This is a genomic window from Aquimarina brevivitae (assembly GCF_004216895.1).
In the GTDB taxonomy this organism is placed as follows: Bacteria; Bacteroidota; Bacteroidia; order Flavobacteriales; family Flavobacteriaceae; genus Aquimarina; species Aquimarina brevivitae.
This window is the reverse complement of sequence record NZ_SGXE01000002.1, coordinates 377438-393878: the sequence shown is the minus strand read 5'-3', so window position 1 is coordinate 393878 and position 16441 is coordinate 377438. Positions and strand designations below refer to the sequence as shown.

The 16441-nt window shown below is 33.9% G+C and carries 14 protein-coding genes; 13 read left to right on the top strand and 1 reads right to left on the bottom strand.

Going from position 1 to position 16441, the window contains the following annotated elements:
* Positions 1-29 precede the first annotated feature (29 nt).
* From EV197_RS09600 to EV197_RS09540, 13 genes are all read left to right on the top strand, one after another.
* Positions 30-1973 carry a S9 family peptidase gene (locus tag EV197_RS09600; RefSeq protein ID WP_130286539.1) on the top strand — a complete coding sequence of 648 codons (1944 nt, stop codon included), beginning with the start codon at positions 30-32 and terminating at the stop codon, positions 1971-1973.
* On the top strand, positions 1942-2649 hold the full coding sequence (locus tag EV197_RS09595) for a DUF2490 domain-containing protein (RefSeq protein ID WP_130286538.1): 708 nt from the start codon (positions 1942-1944) through the stop codon (positions 2647-2649). Before EV197_RS09600 ends, EV197_RS09595 begins: the two co-directional genes overlap by 32 nt.
* A gap of 228 nt (positions 2650-2877) precedes the next feature.
* A complete protein-coding gene (locus EV197_RS09590) occupies positions 2878-4275 on the top strand; it encodes an AAA family ATPase (RefSeq protein WP_130286537.1) in 1398 nt (465 codons plus the stop codon).
* 6 nt (positions 4276-4281) lie between these two features.
* Positions 4282-5217: a DUF4435 domain-containing protein gene (locus EV197_RS09585; protein WP_130286536.1), complete on the top strand. Its 936-nt coding sequence runs from the start codon at positions 4282-4284 to the stop codon at positions 5215-5217.
* Positions 5218-5407: 190 nt separating this feature from the next.
* Complete coding sequence (locus EV197_RS09580; protein WP_130286535.1) at positions 5408-5902, top strand: phage baseplate protein; 495 nt, start codon at positions 5408-5410, stop codon at positions 5900-5902.
* Between the two features lie 672 nt (positions 5903-6574).
* Positions 6575-7273, top strand: a complete 699-nt coding sequence (locus EV197_RS09575; RefSeq protein WP_130286534.1) for a hypothetical protein — start codon at positions 6575-6577, stop codon at positions 7271-7273.
* A 254-nt stretch (positions 7274-7527) separates the two neighbouring features.
* On the top strand, positions 7528-8601 hold the full coding sequence (locus tag EV197_RS09570; RefSeq protein WP_130286533.1) for a putative signal transducing protein: 1074 nt from the start codon (positions 7528-7530) through the stop codon (positions 8599-8601).
* A gap of 228 nt (positions 8602-8829) precedes the next feature.
* Positions 8830-9291 (top strand): RDD family protein, encoded by a 462-nt coding sequence (locus tag EV197_RS09565; RefSeq protein WP_130286532.1) that lies wholly within the window; start codon positions 8830-8832, stop codon positions 9289-9291.
* Between the two features lie 150 nt (positions 9292-9441).
* The gene (locus tag EV197_RS09560) at positions 9442-10323 is read left to right on the top strand and encodes a TolB-like translocation protein (RefSeq protein ID WP_130286531.1); all 882 of its coding nucleotides are present in this window, start codon (positions 9442-9444) and stop codon (positions 10321-10323) included.
* A gap of 181 nt (positions 10324-10504) precedes the next feature.
* Positions 10505-12064: a sialidase/neuraminidase family protein gene (locus tag EV197_RS09555; protein WP_130286530.1), complete on the top strand. Its 1560-nt coding sequence runs from the start codon at positions 10505-10507 to the stop codon at positions 12062-12064.
* Positions 12065-12269: 205 nt separating this feature from the next.
* Positions 12270-12827, top strand: coding sequence for a DUF1572 family protein (locus EV197_RS09550; protein ID WP_130286529.1), 558 nt, complete (start codon positions 12270-12272; stop codon positions 12825-12827).
* 481 nt (positions 12828-13308) lie between these two features.
* A complete protein-coding gene (locus EV197_RS09545) occupies positions 13309-14601 on the top strand; it encodes an amidohydrolase family protein (RefSeq protein WP_130286528.1) in 1293 nt (430 codons plus the stop codon).
* A 129-nt stretch (positions 14602-14730) separates the two neighbouring features.
* Entirely contained in the window at positions 14731-15408 is a 678-nt protein-coding gene (locus EV197_RS09540) for a hypothetical protein (protein ID WP_130286527.1), read from the top strand.
* Between the two features lie 79 nt (positions 15409-15487).
* On the opposite strand, the gene EV197_RS09535 is transcribed toward EV197_RS09540, so the two are convergent.
* Positions 15488-16375 (bottom strand): LysR family transcriptional regulator, encoded by an 888-nt coding sequence (locus EV197_RS09535; protein WP_130286526.1) that lies wholly within the window; start codon positions 16373-16375, stop codon positions 15488-15490.
* Positions 16376-16441 lie beyond the last annotated feature (66 nt).

Here is a 16441-nt window from a genome sequence, read left to right as displayed (position 1 = left end):
TATCAATCCAATTCTAAAACAATCACACAATGAAACACGTACTCACCTTACTACTCGGGTTGCTACTGGTTTTCTCTTGTAAAAAAGAGACCAAAACACCAGAAGACGACCAAAAAGACACCCTGGGTCAATACTCCATTGAACAATTTATGGATGTAGAAAACGCCCGCGCTAATGGCTTTTCGCCAGACAACCAAACGGTACTGATGACCAGTAACCGATCTGGTATTTATAATATGTATACCGTACCCACCACGGGTGGAGCATTTAAACCGATTACACAATCCGACAGTTCTTCGGTATACGGTATCTCCTACTTTCCTAATGACGATCGCATCCTCTTTAGGATGGATGGTAATGGTGACGAAATTTTTAAGCTTTTTGTCAAGGATAGTTCTGGGATTACCAGATTGACGCCTGCAACAAACGTTAGAGCCTTGTTTAGAAGATGGGCGAAGGATGGGGAAAGCTTTTTCTATGATAGCAATGAAAGAGACCCAAAGTATATGGATCACTACGAAATGGATCTTAAGAACTTCTCTTCTACCTTGATTTATAAAAATGAAGAAGGTATGGATCTGGAAGGCCTTTCAGAAGATAAAAACTACATCGTTGTATCTAAAACCATCAACACCAATGATGCCGATCTTTTTCTAATCAACAAAAGCACAGGAGAACAAACAAAAATCAACGATAACCAAAGCAGCAATTCCTTTCAGGACTTTTCGCCAGATGGTACCTCGCTTTATTATACTACCGATGACGGTGCTGAGTTCCGCTACGTGATGAAATATGAGTTGGCTACAGGGGCTAAGGAAAAAGTAGCCGAAAAACAATGGGATATCAATGCGTTTTACTTTACCCATAATGGTAAGTATCAGGTGCTATTTACCAATGAAGATGCTAAAACGGTAATGTATGTAACAGAAGTTGCTACAGGCGAAGCTGTTAGTTTCCCGGATTTTGACGGTAAGGAAATCAGCAGTGCAAGTTTTAGCAGAGATGAATCTATGGCCTTACTCAATGTAAGCGGGTCTAATGTGCCAAGAAACGTATATTCCTATAATCTCAATACCAAAGCGCACCATCAACTCACCGATGTGCTGACGGACGATATCGAAGCAGAAGACCTGGTAGCTGCAGAAGTAGTGCGTTTCAAGTCCTTTGATGGGCTAGAAATCCCTGCTATCTATTACCAACCCAAACAAGCGAGCAAAGACAACAAAGTACCAGCATTGGTATGGGTACATGGTGGTCCGGGCGGACAAACCACCCAAACCTACCGTGCTGTGATACAATATTTAGTCAATCACGGATACGCCATCTTAGCCGTTAATAATCGTGGTAGTAGCGGTTATGGAAAGACTTTTTACAAAATGGACGACCAAAACCACGGTGATAAAGACTTAAAAGACTGTATCGCCGGTAAAGACTGGTTGCAACAACAAGAGGTGATCGACCCCAATAAGATCGGTATAATAGGCGGATCCTATGGAGGATATATGACAATGGCGGCACTGACCTATGCACCCGAAGAATTTGAAGTGGGTGTCAATATCTTTGGTGTAACGAATTGGCTGCGTACCTTAAAGAGTATTCCACCATGGTGGGAGTCCTTTAAAGAAGCCTTATACCTGGAGATGGGGGATCCTAATACGGCAGACTCTGTACGACTGCGAAAAATATCTCCTTTGTTCCATACCGAAAACGTAACCAAACCACTATTGGTACTACAGGGCGCCAAAGATCCTAGAGTACTCAAAGTAGAATCCGATGAAATTGTAGAAGGCGTGCGCAAAAATGGGGTACCCGTAGAATATGTACTGTTTGAAGATGAAGGACACGGATTTGTAAAAAAAGAAAACCAAATAGAAGCATACGGTAGCGTATTATCCTTTTTAGACAAATATCTTAAAGGAAACGATACCGAAACACCCAAAGATGGCAAAACAGAATCTACTGAAATTAACTAAACCCTCTACCCTGCTTGTTGTAGTGATGCTTTGCATGGCTACAACGAGCAAGGCTCAGGAAACCGGAGAAGACCAATGGGGTGCCTGGTATATGTATTTTGGCACCAATGCCATTAGCGATAAACTCAGTATCCATACCGAAGCCCAGTTTCGACTCTACAATGTGGGGTCTAATTTTAATCAGCTGTTGCTACGAACCGGACTGAATTATCATCTTAGTGAGGAAGCGATGGTTACGGGTGGCTATGCCTTTATTGCTACCGATCCTACCTATCTGGAGTTCCCGGGTGAAGAGGACAGTAAAGAGCATCGGATCTTTCAACAGTTTATTCTAAAGAATACCGTAGGCAAGATGAAGTTTGAGCACCGGTATCGCTTAGAGCAACGCTTTATTAGTACGCAGACTGAGGATTTTACGGCACACCGGGCACGGTATCGGTTGCTACTCACCTACCCGATTACGGACCATTGGTTTGTAAGCGTGTATGATGAAGTATTTATCAATCTGCAAGAGCCTATTTTTGACCAAAACCGTTTATTTGGAGCGGTGGGTTATGCGTTTACTAAGGATTTGAATATCCAACTGGGGTATTTAAAAAATCATTTTAGCGGCCGCAATTTTGACCGACTACAGTTAGCGGTTTTCTTTAATACGGATTTTAGGAAGAAGGAATAGCCATCATACAAAACAGAATTATAAACCACTCTTGTACTTGTACGAGAGTGGTTTTTTTTGCAAAAACGCGCAGCGAGTTGTTCATAACTCAAAACGATCCTAATCAATAAAAAGGTAACTATATATTCAGTATTTAGGATATATGAGCACCTCAATGCACCATAAAAAAGAAATATAGTTACCTTTATACTTATATAAACATGTTGGGCTTAATTATAAAGAAACATAATGACTGAAATTAAAACTATTAGAATAGAGAGACTTTTTGGAGAAAAAGATTATGAAATAAATCTGCAAGATAATCGCCTGATTTTAGTTGCTGAAAATGGTGCCGGTAAAACTACCATAGTAAATATCATATACTATTTCATAAGCCGTCAATGGACTAAACTATTAAAGTATGAGTTTTTCGCAGTTGAAATTGAAATTGCCAATAATTCAATAAGATTAGAAAAAAATGAAATCGATATTCTAAATTCGAACAAGCTAAACAGATTGCTTAGAAGATACAATCCAGCGGTTAGAGAAAGAGTAAATGCCTTTTTACACAATCAAGATTTTTCTGATTTTGCAAATGACTTTGAAAAACTTGAATTCTTAGCTGATGATTACAGATTACCTAAAAGTCTGATAGTAGAAATAAGCAGATTTGCTGAAAGAGAACAAATAAATCTCTTTGAAAATACTCTTAGAGAAAAAGAACAGCTTCTATCATCATTAATCGATACCCAAATATTATATCTTCCAACGTACAGAAGAATCGAGCAAGACTTAAGTAACATCTTACCAGATTTAAAGGAGGAATTAAACTCTTACCGTAGAAAAAAATATCGAATGCTAAGAAATGAAAGGGAAAGTGGTTTTGTTGAACTCGTAGAATTTGGAATGGAGGATGTTGTAGATAAAGTCAACCGTAAACTTAGTGACTTAAGAGAGGATTTCAACTCAAATCTGAAAACAAATCTAACAGGTGGTTATTTAAAGGATGTGATAAATAAAAATTACTCAAAAATCACCTATAATCAAATTGAATCTCTTACACCTGAATCACTTGAAAGAATTTTTGATAGAATTGATGAAGATGTTTTATCCAATAACGAAAAGAAAAAATTAAACCAATTTGTAAGTGATATAAGAAAAGGAGGAACAATCGAAAAAGAAGAAAATAAAATACTTGCATATTTTATTTATAAGTTAACAACAATTTATTCAAAATTAGAAGAAGATGAAAGGGACATTACAGAGTTCATAAGGGTTTGTAATGACTATTCATCAAATAAAGTGTTCTTATACGATTATGTCAATTTTAAGATACTTATTCGACCAATTAAAAATAAAAAAGTTAATTTCCAAAAGCCAATCGAGTTCAGCAATCTTTCCTCAGGAGAAAAACAAATAGTTTCACTTTTCAGTCATATCTATTTGTCAAAATCAAAGAATTATTTAGTTGTCATTGATGAACCTGAATTATCGTTATCTGTTTCTTGGCAAAAAAGATTTTTATCTGATATAGCCAATAATGATAAATGTTTAGGACTAATAGCGGTAACTCACTCACCTTTTATTTTTGAGAATAATCTCGAAAAATATGCACACGGCTTAAATGAATTTGAAACAAAATTCTAATTCATTATGAGTTTTTTACAGTCATTAAAAGATGCAGGAGCATCACCAATCACTTCTTATATTCGCTTTTTACAGGAATATAAAAGTACAGATAAGGCACTTCATTTATTTATAGAGGGAAATGATGACCCTTCATTTTACACTAACTTTATTAAAAATATTGCAGGAAAGAAATATGAGCTTTATTTCTACAATAGTAAAAATAAAGATGGGGTTTATGAAAATTACAATAAAATAAATTGGAACACATACAATAAAAATAAAGTCTTATTTTTTGTTGACAAAGACTACTCAGATATTTTAGGATTGAGATATGTTACTGATGATAACATTTTTGTAACGAAATATTATTCAATAGAAAACTATTTAGTTAATGTCAAAATATTAAAAAGAATATTGACCGATTTATTACACATCACAGATACCGAAACTATAAACGGAATAGTCAGAACTTTCAAAAAAGAACATAAAGTTTTCTGTAAACAAATGCATATTTTGAGTTCTTGGATAATATATCACAGAAGTAAAGGGAATAATATTCCTCTATCAAAAGTGAATCTATCACATATATTTTCATTTGACCAAGATTTAAAAATTAGTAGGTTGCAAAAACCTCAAGGAACGAAATTAATGTCCTATTTAAACAATAAAACAGGCAATATTGATACAACTGAATGTTGGAAAGAGATTACAAAAATATATAGACAAATAAGACTAATTAGAAAAGACAAAATTCATTTGCGAGGGAAGTTTGAAATTTGGTTTTTAATTGCATTTGTTAATGAATTAATGGAAAATGTTAATTCGGCTAAGGCAAGAGGAGAGCAAAAATTGAAAATGAATATAAATTTAAGTAAGTCTAATGCTGTCGAAATTTTAGGTTCAAGATTAGATATACCAAAAGACTTGAAAAAGTTTATTAAATATAATATCGCAAAATAACTAAGCCCAACAACGTATATAAAAAATAGCGGATTAATCGCTTAACCGAAAGTAAATGAATAAATTAAGGTCAGTTATAAATCGAAAAGTTAGTGCATAAAATCCGCTACTTTTCATATACAAGACCGTTATAGGTAATTTCTGAAACATCAAAATTTTTCTTATTACAACAAACTAAATCAATCATAAAATGACAAATTCAAAAATCACTCCACCTCCACCAATTCAACCTACAATTCCTGTAGGAACTATCTTTGCTTTTAGTGGCAACACAGCCGATATTCCATCTGGCTGGGTATTATGCAATGAAGAGGGTATTAAGTCACTTCCGCAGGATAAGAAATCTAAAGTTCCAAATTTAGATGGTAGAACACTAATTGGCCAAGGCTCCACTTATCAATACGGAACAACAGGTGGCCAACCAACACATACTCTAACTACAGATGAACTTCCAAGCCATACTCACTCTATTAATAATGGGGGGTTTGGAACCTTAGGAATAGGCCTTGAGCCTGATAACGATAGTAATTATATTCCTTTTTGTTCTACGGGTTATGTTTCATCAATTAGTCCGGCTAATACAGGATCGAATAAATCTCATAATAACATGCAACCATATTATGTAGCCTATTATATTATGTATATTGGTTTGCATACAGAAAGTGGATTTTATTCAAACAGTTAAATCTTAATCTGGCGCGCGTTGCTTCTTGCATAACGCGTGACCGAGATTCAATTACGAATGGTATAATTAGGAATTACGGATAAATCGGGCAATCGACCTGTTTCGTGTCTCCACGAAACAGGATTTATTTAAGTGATTGCCTTCTTTATCCGAAGCCCAGCAAAGGTCTATCTTCGTCAACCTTAGCTAAGCGAAGTTATGTCTTTATCAACCCACGCTCTACGAAGTCTCTTGACTTCGTAGCCAACCCAACTTATAATAGTGATTTTCTTTAAAAGCAGAAATATAAGTACCCTTGCTGGTGCGAGCGACTAACTCGTGCTAAAACAAATACGCTGATATGCGAAGTTTCACCTTGATGAATCTCTGATTTCGTTCGGAAGCTGAGATTAATATCAATGCTACACAATCACCTTATGTTCAATAGATTTTTCGGTTTTTAAAAACTAATTATTGACCATAAATTAAGTAGGTTACTAATCACAAACACAAAAATTAAAATGATGTAAAACGTGGCGATCCTGATTCAAAAATGAACCAAGAATTAAGGTTACTAATTAAATTTTATCTAAAACATAAACTAATTTTACTAATTTTATCGACTATACTTATGAGACCCGAAAAAAAAAGTAAGGTTCTTATCTCATTTACAAATAGATAAAACATATAATAATGAAAAAAGTAATTATAATACTAATAGGAATTTTAACACTATCAATTACAGATGTTATGGCGCAAAAATGCCAATACTTAAAGGAGTATATGGTGAAATACGAATTAGTAAAAAATGAATCTGATTACCTAGCTTGGGAAAATAGTCTGTTTGAATGTAGCAACGTCGATGCAACACAAGTTTTGAACTTACTGAGGCGAGTGGATGATCAAGCAGAAAAATTACATTACATAGTAATAGATATTGAACTAGAAAAAAAGAAAATATCTGAAATCGTACTTAGCGAAATACCGATGGACTCTAAATATTGTGATGACTATGATCAGGTTAATTCAGATTATAGAAAAGCAATGATGGCTGGTGGTAGTTTACGTGTCACTAAGCTAGAAGTAGAATATGAAAATTGTGTAAGTGAAAATGGCAACGACTGTAATGATTATTTAGAAGCTATCAAAGAAGCTAAAATCACAGCTAAAAAGGAAGAAGAGAAATTGGAAAGGTTAAAAATAAAAGAAGAAGAATACTCTACTAAATGTGATAAATTTAATGAGTTATATAAAGAGTATTCTGCAAAATACAACAATCGTCTTGATCCATTTATTCAAAAATTAGAAGGTCAGCTGACTGGATTTAGTAATGAGTGGGAAATATTGCTTAACTATTTAGAATCAAAAAGCTGTGATCACGTTTTTAGTTAAGAATATAAGCAGTGGTCATATAGATTAGATATTACCAACGGTAGACTTTTAATGGCAAATATCAGGGAACTGCTGTGCGAAATTTGACTTCGTAGTGTACGCAACGAATCCTATCTATCCTATTACATCCCTTAAACCAAGTAAAGTTTAACTTTTGGAAGAACTGACTCAACTATTTATTCTATTTTTCGGGTTTGAACTCAAGTCAAACATGATAGCAAAAAATATTTTCTATTTTTAGAACAACTATAGCTATGAATAATTATATACAAATTGCCAATTTTACCTACCCTAGCGATTTATCAGTCATCAAACCATTATTAGCATCTAACGGGATTAAATACGTGGTACGCGACGAAGTAACAGTACAGATGCATAATTTTTATTCTAATGCCATTGGTGGTATTAAATTAGAGGTCCCAGAGAATCAATTTGAATTAGCGCAACAGATCATTGTCGAAAATGGCTTTGAGGATCACTTACATCAACCTGTAGTTGAATATTTTGAAGATACACTTACAATTCCTTGGAATAACATTCTAAAATTTTGGAAAAAACCTGTTTATCCCTACGAATCCTATTTCTACAACTTTGAAAAACTAGGTGAACAACCAACTCCAAATAAGGTTTTGAAATATTATCCTAAAGGATCTGAAAGAACTCAGGCATTTCAGTATTTAAAAGATAAGTATCCCGATCAAATGGAGTATTTACTTCTTTATCTATTTTGTCTTGTTGAAGATGGAGTTTATGATGACAAACACTATCAATACTGCTTTGATCTTATAAATCAAGGGCTATCAAGGCCTAATAGTAATGAATCTCACGATAAATTGAATTATATAAAGGCAAATTTGAAGCGTGAGCAAGAGCTATTATTAAAAGAAGATGAGTCTGATACGGAGGATCACCCTATCGATTTCAATGAATTTGAAAAGAATTTTAAGAACAAACAGTTTTCCAAAGTAATCGAAGCGTTTAAAGATAGTACACACCAACCTAAAGGAATTTTAAACACAAAAGAAGACCAATCATATTGGCGACTTTTTGTCTTAGCCATTGAGTCTTACTTTGAAATGAAAGATTATAAAAAAGGACTTCGTTTAATGAAAGCGTATGAAAAACAAAGGATAAAATTAAGACTGACTCCTATACCAGGGTTTAGATTACAAGAAAAAGTAATTGGTTGCCTTGCTCAAAAAAGTATTTCCTTAGCTCAAAAAAAACTACAATCGTGGTTATTCGATAGTGAACAACCGAGTATATCAGAAACTATATCATCACATCCAAATTTTAAAGATATAGTGCAAGCCTATACTGTTTATTAATAGTTAGATTAAGAAAAACTAAATGCTACCAACTGTGTCAAGTTTGTATCTACGATTTTCTGACTACGTATTTAATGAGTCCTACCTATCCTATTAATCTTACAAAACGTCTCAAGTTCAACTTTACGAAAACCAATATCAGATTATTATTTTATCTTACTGGTTTAAAACCAAAAGAAAATACCAAATTGTGTTTTTCTTATTTAAGTAACATTATCTTAAAAAAATATGACCGAAAACAAAAACTCATCCGTCATAGGAAAACGGGTTTTAGCTGCTTTAATTGATTATTTTATAGTCTATGTTCTATTTATCTTGGGATCCTTTATCTATTTGCTTATCTCTGGAGCTTTTGCATTTAAAATAAAGCTCTTTGAGTTGATGCTTTTAATTTTTTTATGGTTTTTTATTATAGTATTACCGGAATATAATTTTGGTGTCACACTAGGAAAAAAAATTGTTGGAATTAGAACTATAAGTCTAAAAGACAAAAAACAACTTACTTTTATACAAACGCTAAAAAGAAGAATTCTTGATCCCATTGACGTTTTTATGTTAGGAATTATCTCAATAATCGTTATGTCAAAATCTGCACAACATCAGAGATTCGGAGATAAATTTGCAAAAACTACGGTAGTGAACAAAAAAATAATTGCTAAGAAGATAAATAATTCCGATCGGCAAAATTAGACTCGGTCGAATCTGCGCTTTCCTGACTTTGTAGCTTTTATAAACCGGCGTTTGAACATATTTCATCAAGCATACAAACACAGCTAAACCAATGTTGAAACCAATTCCGGATTATTATTATAAATTGGGGGTCTTTAACCTATAATAGGAATGAACAAAACCTTATGTGTCGTAACGCTAGCGCTATTTATCGTTGGTTGCAAAAATGAAAACGCCAAATTGGAATTCTTAACTGAAAAAGTACCTAACAAAATTCCTATTGTATTTAAAAAGGAAATCATACCGGATGACAAGATTATTCATAAAGGAGTATTTAGCCCAGATTTAAAAGAATACTACTATACCATATCCGATAAGAATTTTGAAAATTTTAATGTTTATAAAATAGAGAAAACCAATGGTATTTGGTCTGAACCCAAAGAAGCTTTCTTTAATAGTGCTTATAATGATCACGGAATGAGTTTCTCACCGAATGGTAAAACACTTTATTTCAGTTCAACAAGACCTGTTGGTATTGATGGAATCCCCAAGACGTGGCATATTTGGAAAGCTGACAAGATTAACGGAACATGGAATGAACCGGTTTTTGTCGACATCCCAAATTGCAGAACTAAGTTAGTTTCTCATCCCACAGTAACCCGTTCTGGGACCTTATATTTTCACAAAAGCAATTTAGACTACAGTGAAATGGATATTTATTACGCCGAGCAAGTCCATGGAAAATTTAAGGAGGCAAAAAAAGTCGAACTCAATGCTGAATGGAACACCTGTACTCCATACATTTCACCAAAAGAAGATTATTTGATTTATGCTACCATTGGAAATCAACTTGATTTGATGATAAGTTATAATAACGGAAGTGGCAATTGGACAAACACCAAAAAACTAAATGATAAAATTAATACCAAAGGCCAGGGAAATCCCTATGTTACCCCTGACAACAAATTTCTTTTCTTTACCACTGGTGCACACCTCGATAAAAAATGGAATGTGAAATGGGTCAATATAGAATCCGAAATTAAAAACAACTAGTGTCAATACCCCCAGCTATCCTGCTAGTCTGTGACTAGTAACTTCTTTCGATAACGATTTAAGACTATAGACTATTCGTTTTATTTTTTTCACTTTCTGCGAATAGTAAAAACCACAACTTCTAGTTTGAATCAATTAAATCACCTAAATTTGCTCGTTTTTTGTTAAAAATATATTAAAAATGAAAATAGGAATGCGTTTTCTGTTCGGACTAATGTGTCTGTTTACCTTTCTCTCTAATGCCCAACTTAGCTCTGAAGATGGTTTTGTGATGTTTAAATTTAAAATGAATGATCGAAATATTGATGGTCGTGTTCGTGACTGGAGTTATTTAAATTTAAAAAACGTAACTACCGGTAAGAAACATACAATTTATCCTGAGAAGCATTACGCATTTAATAAAACGCAACTTTTTGCAGGAGAGTTACCAGCAGGCGATTATGAAATGTTGGAAATATCCGCCTATATCCATCCTCAAACCCATACCATTGCTATCCCAAAAGGTTCCATGAGTTTCCAGGTAAAACCTCAGCAACTTACCTATTTAGGTAATATCATTGAGATGCCAATCAGTGCTTCGTATAGCTTTTTTAAAGGCTATAATGAAAAAATCATCTTTGGGATAGATACACCCCAACCAGATGAAGCCTCCATAGTTGTCAATGGTCTGTTTCCTGAAAAAAAGAGTTTATTAGAAAAACCTTTTATAGGTTGGTTAGAAAATGAGGGGACAGCGAAAAAACAAAAAGTATTTAATCTTATTAAAAAGTATATACCCGAAGGTTGGCTAGCACCATATGAGTTGTCAAATGGTCAATTGGTTTTTGCCACGCTGTTGGGTTCCATCAGACTTGTAGATATTGAAAAAAGAGAAGGTACCTTAATTCAAACCGGGTTGAATGATCCTATCACCAGCTTTGTCGAATTGAAAAATGGAACCTGGTTGGCAGGAAGCGAGTTTGGTGAACTCATCTATTCTACCAACCAAGGAGAAGAGTGGCAGTCTCCCAAACATCAACTTCCTTTTGGAACTGTCTCTGGTATTTATCAGTATACCAATGAAGACATTTATGTAGTAGTATCAAATTCAGATCGCGTTAAGTTACTAAAGGGAAGCCTTGATGAAGAATGGGAAGTTTTACTCGACGAAGAAGCTATTATATTGCCTCACAGTTCAGATCTTTTAACAAGTTTCAAACACTCGCATTTGGTAAAAAACCAGCTGTTTTTACTTATGAAAGACAACCTGCTCGTGTATGATATGGATACAGGAAAAGCAGAAAAAGCCTTGCTGCCGGGAAAAGGCAAGAAAAAGGTGGTTACGCTATTTCAGGTATCTACTGCGGGCAAAGTACGTGTAGTAAGAACGAATAGATCAAGTTTTTTAAAAGGTTTTTATGCCACGGATGACCTGGGAAAGAACTGGGAAGAACTAGAAACCCAAATCACACGAAGAACAATCGGTTGGTTTTATGATGAGAATAAAGGGTTGCGTATGCTCTTTAAACCCTTTGCTAAAAATTTCTATATTGAAAGTACCGTAGATGATGGAATTACCTGGAACGAAGAAGAAGTATCTATCGACAAATCGTGGACGATGGGTGGTGCTTTTCCAGATAATTTTTTTAAGCTTAACAAAAACGATTATCTAATGCTCTACAATGATTACAAATTGAGTATGATTAGTAAAGATGGAGGTAAGACTTGGGAGCAATTGACTATAACCGAAAAACAACCTTAACCACGCCTAACAGCTAGTGCGCATTTCACTAATACTAACATCTAAAGTTTGTGGGGTTGAATTAATTACCAGCGTAGTGAATTGTTAATCAATTTACTAGTCATTTTTCTTAGGATATGAATTCTGAATGTGCTTAAAAAAGAAATATAAGGAACTCTTTATTGATTATTTAAATATATAGTATCTTATAGAAGAAAATAGCTGAATGAAAACTGAATATCTAAATAGTGTTAAAAAGCAATTTGAATATTATAAGGCTGTAGGAGAAAGAACATTTGAGCAATTAGATGAAAAAGACTTTTTTTGGCAGTGTAATGAAGACTCAAACTCAATTGCCATAATCGTGAACCATCTTTGGGGAAATATGAAATCTCGGTGGACCAATTTTTTGACCGCTGACGGAGAGAAAAATTGGCGAAAAAGAGATTTAGAGTTTGAATCCGTTATAAAAACCAAAAATGAATTACTTGATAAATGGAATGAAGGATGGAAATGTTTATTCGATGCCTTAGGCACAATAAACGAATATAATTTTGACACCAAAATTTATATCAGAAATCAAGAACATTCAATACTAGAGGCGATAAATCGCCAATTAATGCATTATCCTTATCATATCGGACAAATCGTTTATATCGGAAAAATGGTAAAAGGAAACCAATGGAAAAGCTTGACAATCTCAAAGGGAAAATCAAATCAATTCAACACAGAGAAGTTCTCTAAAGGAAAACATAAAGGACATTTTTCGGATGATTTAGATTAAAAATCTAGCTATAGTAATAATTACAAGTAGGATCCTACTATCAACTGCTAATGAAAATTACTAGCTTCACTCCTCCCTCCTACTAGCTTTGATATCAGATCTAAGCTACTAGTATCTGGCCTCATAGCTAACAATAATTAACATAACAATGATTTTTGTATAAACTTAAAATAAATAAATACCATTGGTGTCAATGCCTATATACTTATTTGACGTAAAGGTATCGTGTCACTGACACAATTAATTCGTATTGAAGAAAATTATTAGTTACTGAACAAATTACCATAGTCCTATGTTGTCAAAAGGAGGTTTACGTAGAGAACTAAGGGTCAAAAACTGTGTTGTTAATTACCGAAGTCCTACTTAATATCTCAGATAAATAGATCTTCTTTAAAAATCCATTAGATTTGTATTAAGTCTATAGAGCAAAAACAGCAATACTTAGTTCTATTAATGACGTCTACCTAATCAAAAAGAGAATATGCATAAGGCTTTTATCTATCTACTCGTAATATTTATTTCCGTACAAACAAAATCAATAGGACAACAGAAAGAAACTTTTATAAAAGCCGGGTTATTATATGATAGTAAATCCAACAAGCTATTAGAGAATAAGTTAATTCAAATTAGAGGAACAAAAATTATCGCTATCCATGATTTCGAATCGTTACCAAAAAATAGCAACGTAATAGATTTAACCGGTTATACTGTACTTCCCGGACTAATTGATGCACATACCCATGTACTTTTCTCTCAAGAGGCTCAAGAAGATTTTGCAGCACACAGCATACAAACACTTACTATGGAAAGTGATGCTCTGCGAGTCCTCCGCGGTTCCAAAAGAGCTAAAAGCTATTTAGAAGAAGGTATAACCAGTATTAAGGATCTTGGAAACTCTGGTTTATTTCTTGATGTGGCTCTTAGAGATGCTATTAATGAAGGAACTATTGAGGGGCCCAGGATTTTTGCATCAGGTCCTATTTTAGCAGCAAATGGTGGACAAGTATATGGCGTACTTCCTAAACACCAAAACATAATAGATTTAGAATATCGAATTATAAAAAGTCCTGAAGATGGAAAAAATGCTGTCAGAGAACACGTCAATCAAAATGTAGATCTAATCAAAATCTGCGCTGATAATATTCCCAACAAAACCTATTTATCAATAGATGAGATAAAGTCTATTGTTCAAACCGCCCACTCTTACAACCTAAAAGTCACGGCGCATTGTGTTACCAATCAATCCGCGTGGAATGCTATCGAAGCTGGTGTTGACGGCATTGAGCACGGATTTAACTTAGCGGATAGCACCTTGGTTAAAATGGCGGAAAAACAAGTTTTTTTGGTGCCTACAGAAAATAGTAGAGACTATATGCATACTTACGCAGCATTAGCTGGTTATAACAAGAGTGAGTTAGAGTGGATAGATAGCTATGCTAATAATATGCATAAAAGATTAAATAAAGCTATTGAAAAAGGAGTGCCTATCCTTGCTGGTTCTGATAATTATACGGATATAAAAGTATCCCGCGGAAAATCATCAAAAGACATGTTTAGATACTATTGGGAAGCGGGAATGAAACCACTCGATATCTTGCAATCAAGCACCTATATTTCAGCTTTTCATTTAGGAAAACAAGATGAAATTGGTCACATAAAACCTAAAGCCAATGCAGATATTATAGCAGTAAAAGGTAATGTGATCAATGACTTTATTGCTACTATAGAAAAGGTGGTATTTGTAATGAAAGATGGAAAAATTTATAAGAATTAAATCAACTATAATTAAGTAAAAGCATAAACAATAACTTTCAAATCAAATAGGCTATAAAGCTATTTTTACTAGCATAAAAAGAAGTAGTTCTTGTTTTGAGAGCGTTATATAAACACCTACATTATTAATTTGGAACACAGATTTTACATAAAAACAAAGAAAGAGCAACTTCAAATTCAACTCTGGATCGGTTTAATCGCAATATCAATTATTTTGTTGACGCTGGTTGTATCTTGGTTCACAGGATTTTATTTACTGGTCATCCTAACCATTCCAATTGTAATATCCATTATCGCTCCGTTTTTTGATGTGCCTTCCCTAAAAAAAAGAGGAGAACTGATTTACCACTCCTTACTATTTATTTCAGAAAAGCCAAAGAAAGGAGTTATCAAAATCCACGGAGGTACATTATTTGACTATGTTTTTGTTATTGATAAAAAAATGAACGGGAAGCAACGAAGGGTTTTTATTATACAGCAATACTTAGAAGGCCTACTTCAATTAATAGAAGAATACGGCACTCAACAACAAGAGAACATTAGTATTAAGGGTACGAGCTATATTATTAATGAAAAAACGGCTGGCCGACTTGGATTTAAGATTACAGAAACGAACGGTACACAAAAATTGATATTAATCTTTAACTTCTTCAATGTTTTACTAACCTATTCTATAGCGAAAGGTAAAATAGCATTCCCAAATTTAGCAGCTACCAAAACATTTGAAACTACTATAGCTGAGTTGGTGCAACGAAAACATGACATTAATAAAATCAATCGTGCTTTAAAAAACAAGTTGGCAGACTAAGGTTAATACATAAAGCTTAGTAACTAAAAGTAGTTTAGCATCGATAACTCTTATTTTGATAATGCAAAAAATTGATTTTTTAGCTTATAAATTCCTCCATTAAGCTAGCTATAAACTCTCTAATAAACTTTTTTGATGCATCTGCCTTGCGATAAATCAAATAATGCTTTCGTTTTAAACCATTCTGTCCAATTCTTTTATACAGTATTTCGTCTGTTAACTTAAAAGATGTAAGAGCCCATTTTGGCATGCACAATACTCCTAAATTAGCAGCAACCATCTCCAAGGCCACTTCTGTAAGGGGAATAGCACTAATTTTTACCGGCTCAATATGGTGTGGTTTTAGGTAATGCGTGTATAAGGAAACAGTTTCTAATGGAAATGAATGAATAATAAGAGGGAGGTCTGCAAAATCCTGTGCTTCCAAAAACTCCTGCTGAGAAAATGGGTTTTCTTGGTGCATAAGGACAAATAACTCATCTTCTTGAATAAAAGAAGCTTCCAATTCTTTATTATTGGGTTTCTGAGTTACCAATGCAGCATCAATATCGTGACTTAACAACTTGTCTACCGGTTGATGAGTGGCATCTAAATTAAAGTTAACCGAAATATCTGGATATAAATACCCCATCTTTTGTATTAAGGAAGACAATCCGTGATAGAAACTATAACATTCAGTACTTAGTCTTATGGTTCCAGATGCACCTTTCTTCAACTTGTCTATGACATCAAATCCTTTTTCTATTTGATCAAGAACTTTAATACTTAGCCGATATATCGCCTGACCCTCATCCGTAAGTTTCCAATTATGGCGCCTCCTATAAAAAATCTTAAATCCTAATTGAAGTTCTAAGTCTCTAAGTTGATGGCTTAGTGCTGATTGTGTTAAAAAAAGCTTCTCTGCTGAATTGGCCAGGTTGCCCTCTTCTTGTATGGCCTTGATTAATCTGAAATGCTTGATTTCCATATCCTTCAAAGATACAAATTAGTTAATAGCTCATACTTGCAAATATTTCACACTACCTTGAAAAAG

What these genes read in the sequence shown, in the direction of transcription:
- EV197_RS09535 (WP_130286526.1), bottom strand. Translation starts at nt 16,375, where the DNA reads ATGGAAATCAAGCATTTCAGATTAATCAAGGCCATACAAGAAGAGGGC.
- EV197_RS09590 (WP_130286537.1), top strand. Translation starts at nt 2,878, where the DNA reads ATGACTGAAATTAAAACTATTAGAATAGAGAGACTTTTTGGAGAAAAA.
- EV197_RS09555 (WP_130286530.1), top strand. Translation starts at nt 10,505, where the DNA reads ATGAAAATAGGAATGCGTTTTCTGTTCGGACTAATGTGTCTGTTTACC.
- EV197_RS09545 (WP_130286528.1), top strand. Translation starts at nt 13,309, where the DNA reads ATGCATAAGGCTTTTATCTATCTACTCGTAATATTTATTTCCGTACAA.
- EV197_RS09600 (WP_130286539.1), top strand. Translation starts at nt 30, where the DNA reads ATGAAACACGTACTCACCTTACTACTCGGGTTGCTACTGGTTTTCTCT.
- EV197_RS09565 (WP_130286532.1), top strand. Translation starts at nt 8,830, where the DNA reads ATGACCGAAAACAAAAACTCATCCGTCATAGGAAAACGGGTTTTAGCT.
- EV197_RS09570 (WP_130286533.1), top strand. Translation starts at nt 7,528, where the DNA reads ATGAATAATTATATACAAATTGCCAATTTTACCTACCCTAGCGATTTA.
- EV197_RS09560 (WP_130286531.1), top strand. Translation starts at nt 9,442, where the DNA reads ATGAACAAAACCTTATGTGTCGTAACGCTAGCGCTATTTATCGTTGGT.
- EV197_RS09580 (WP_130286535.1), top strand. Translation starts at nt 5,408, where the DNA reads ATGACAAATTCAAAAATCACTCCACCTCCACCAATTCAACCTACAATT.
- EV197_RS09585 (WP_130286536.1), top strand. Translation starts at nt 4,282, where the DNA reads ATGAGTTTTTTACAGTCATTAAAAGATGCAGGAGCATCACCAATCACT.
- EV197_RS09575 (WP_130286534.1), top strand. Translation starts at nt 6,575, where the DNA reads ATGAAAAAAGTAATTATAATACTAATAGGAATTTTAACACTATCAATT.
- EV197_RS09550 (WP_130286529.1), top strand. Translation starts at nt 12,270, where the DNA reads ATGAAAACTGAATATCTAAATAGTGTTAAAAAGCAATTTGAATATTAT.
- EV197_RS09595 (WP_130286538.1), top strand. Translation starts at nt 1,942, where the DNA reads ATGGCAAAACAGAATCTACTGAAATTAACTAAACCCTCTACCCTGCTT.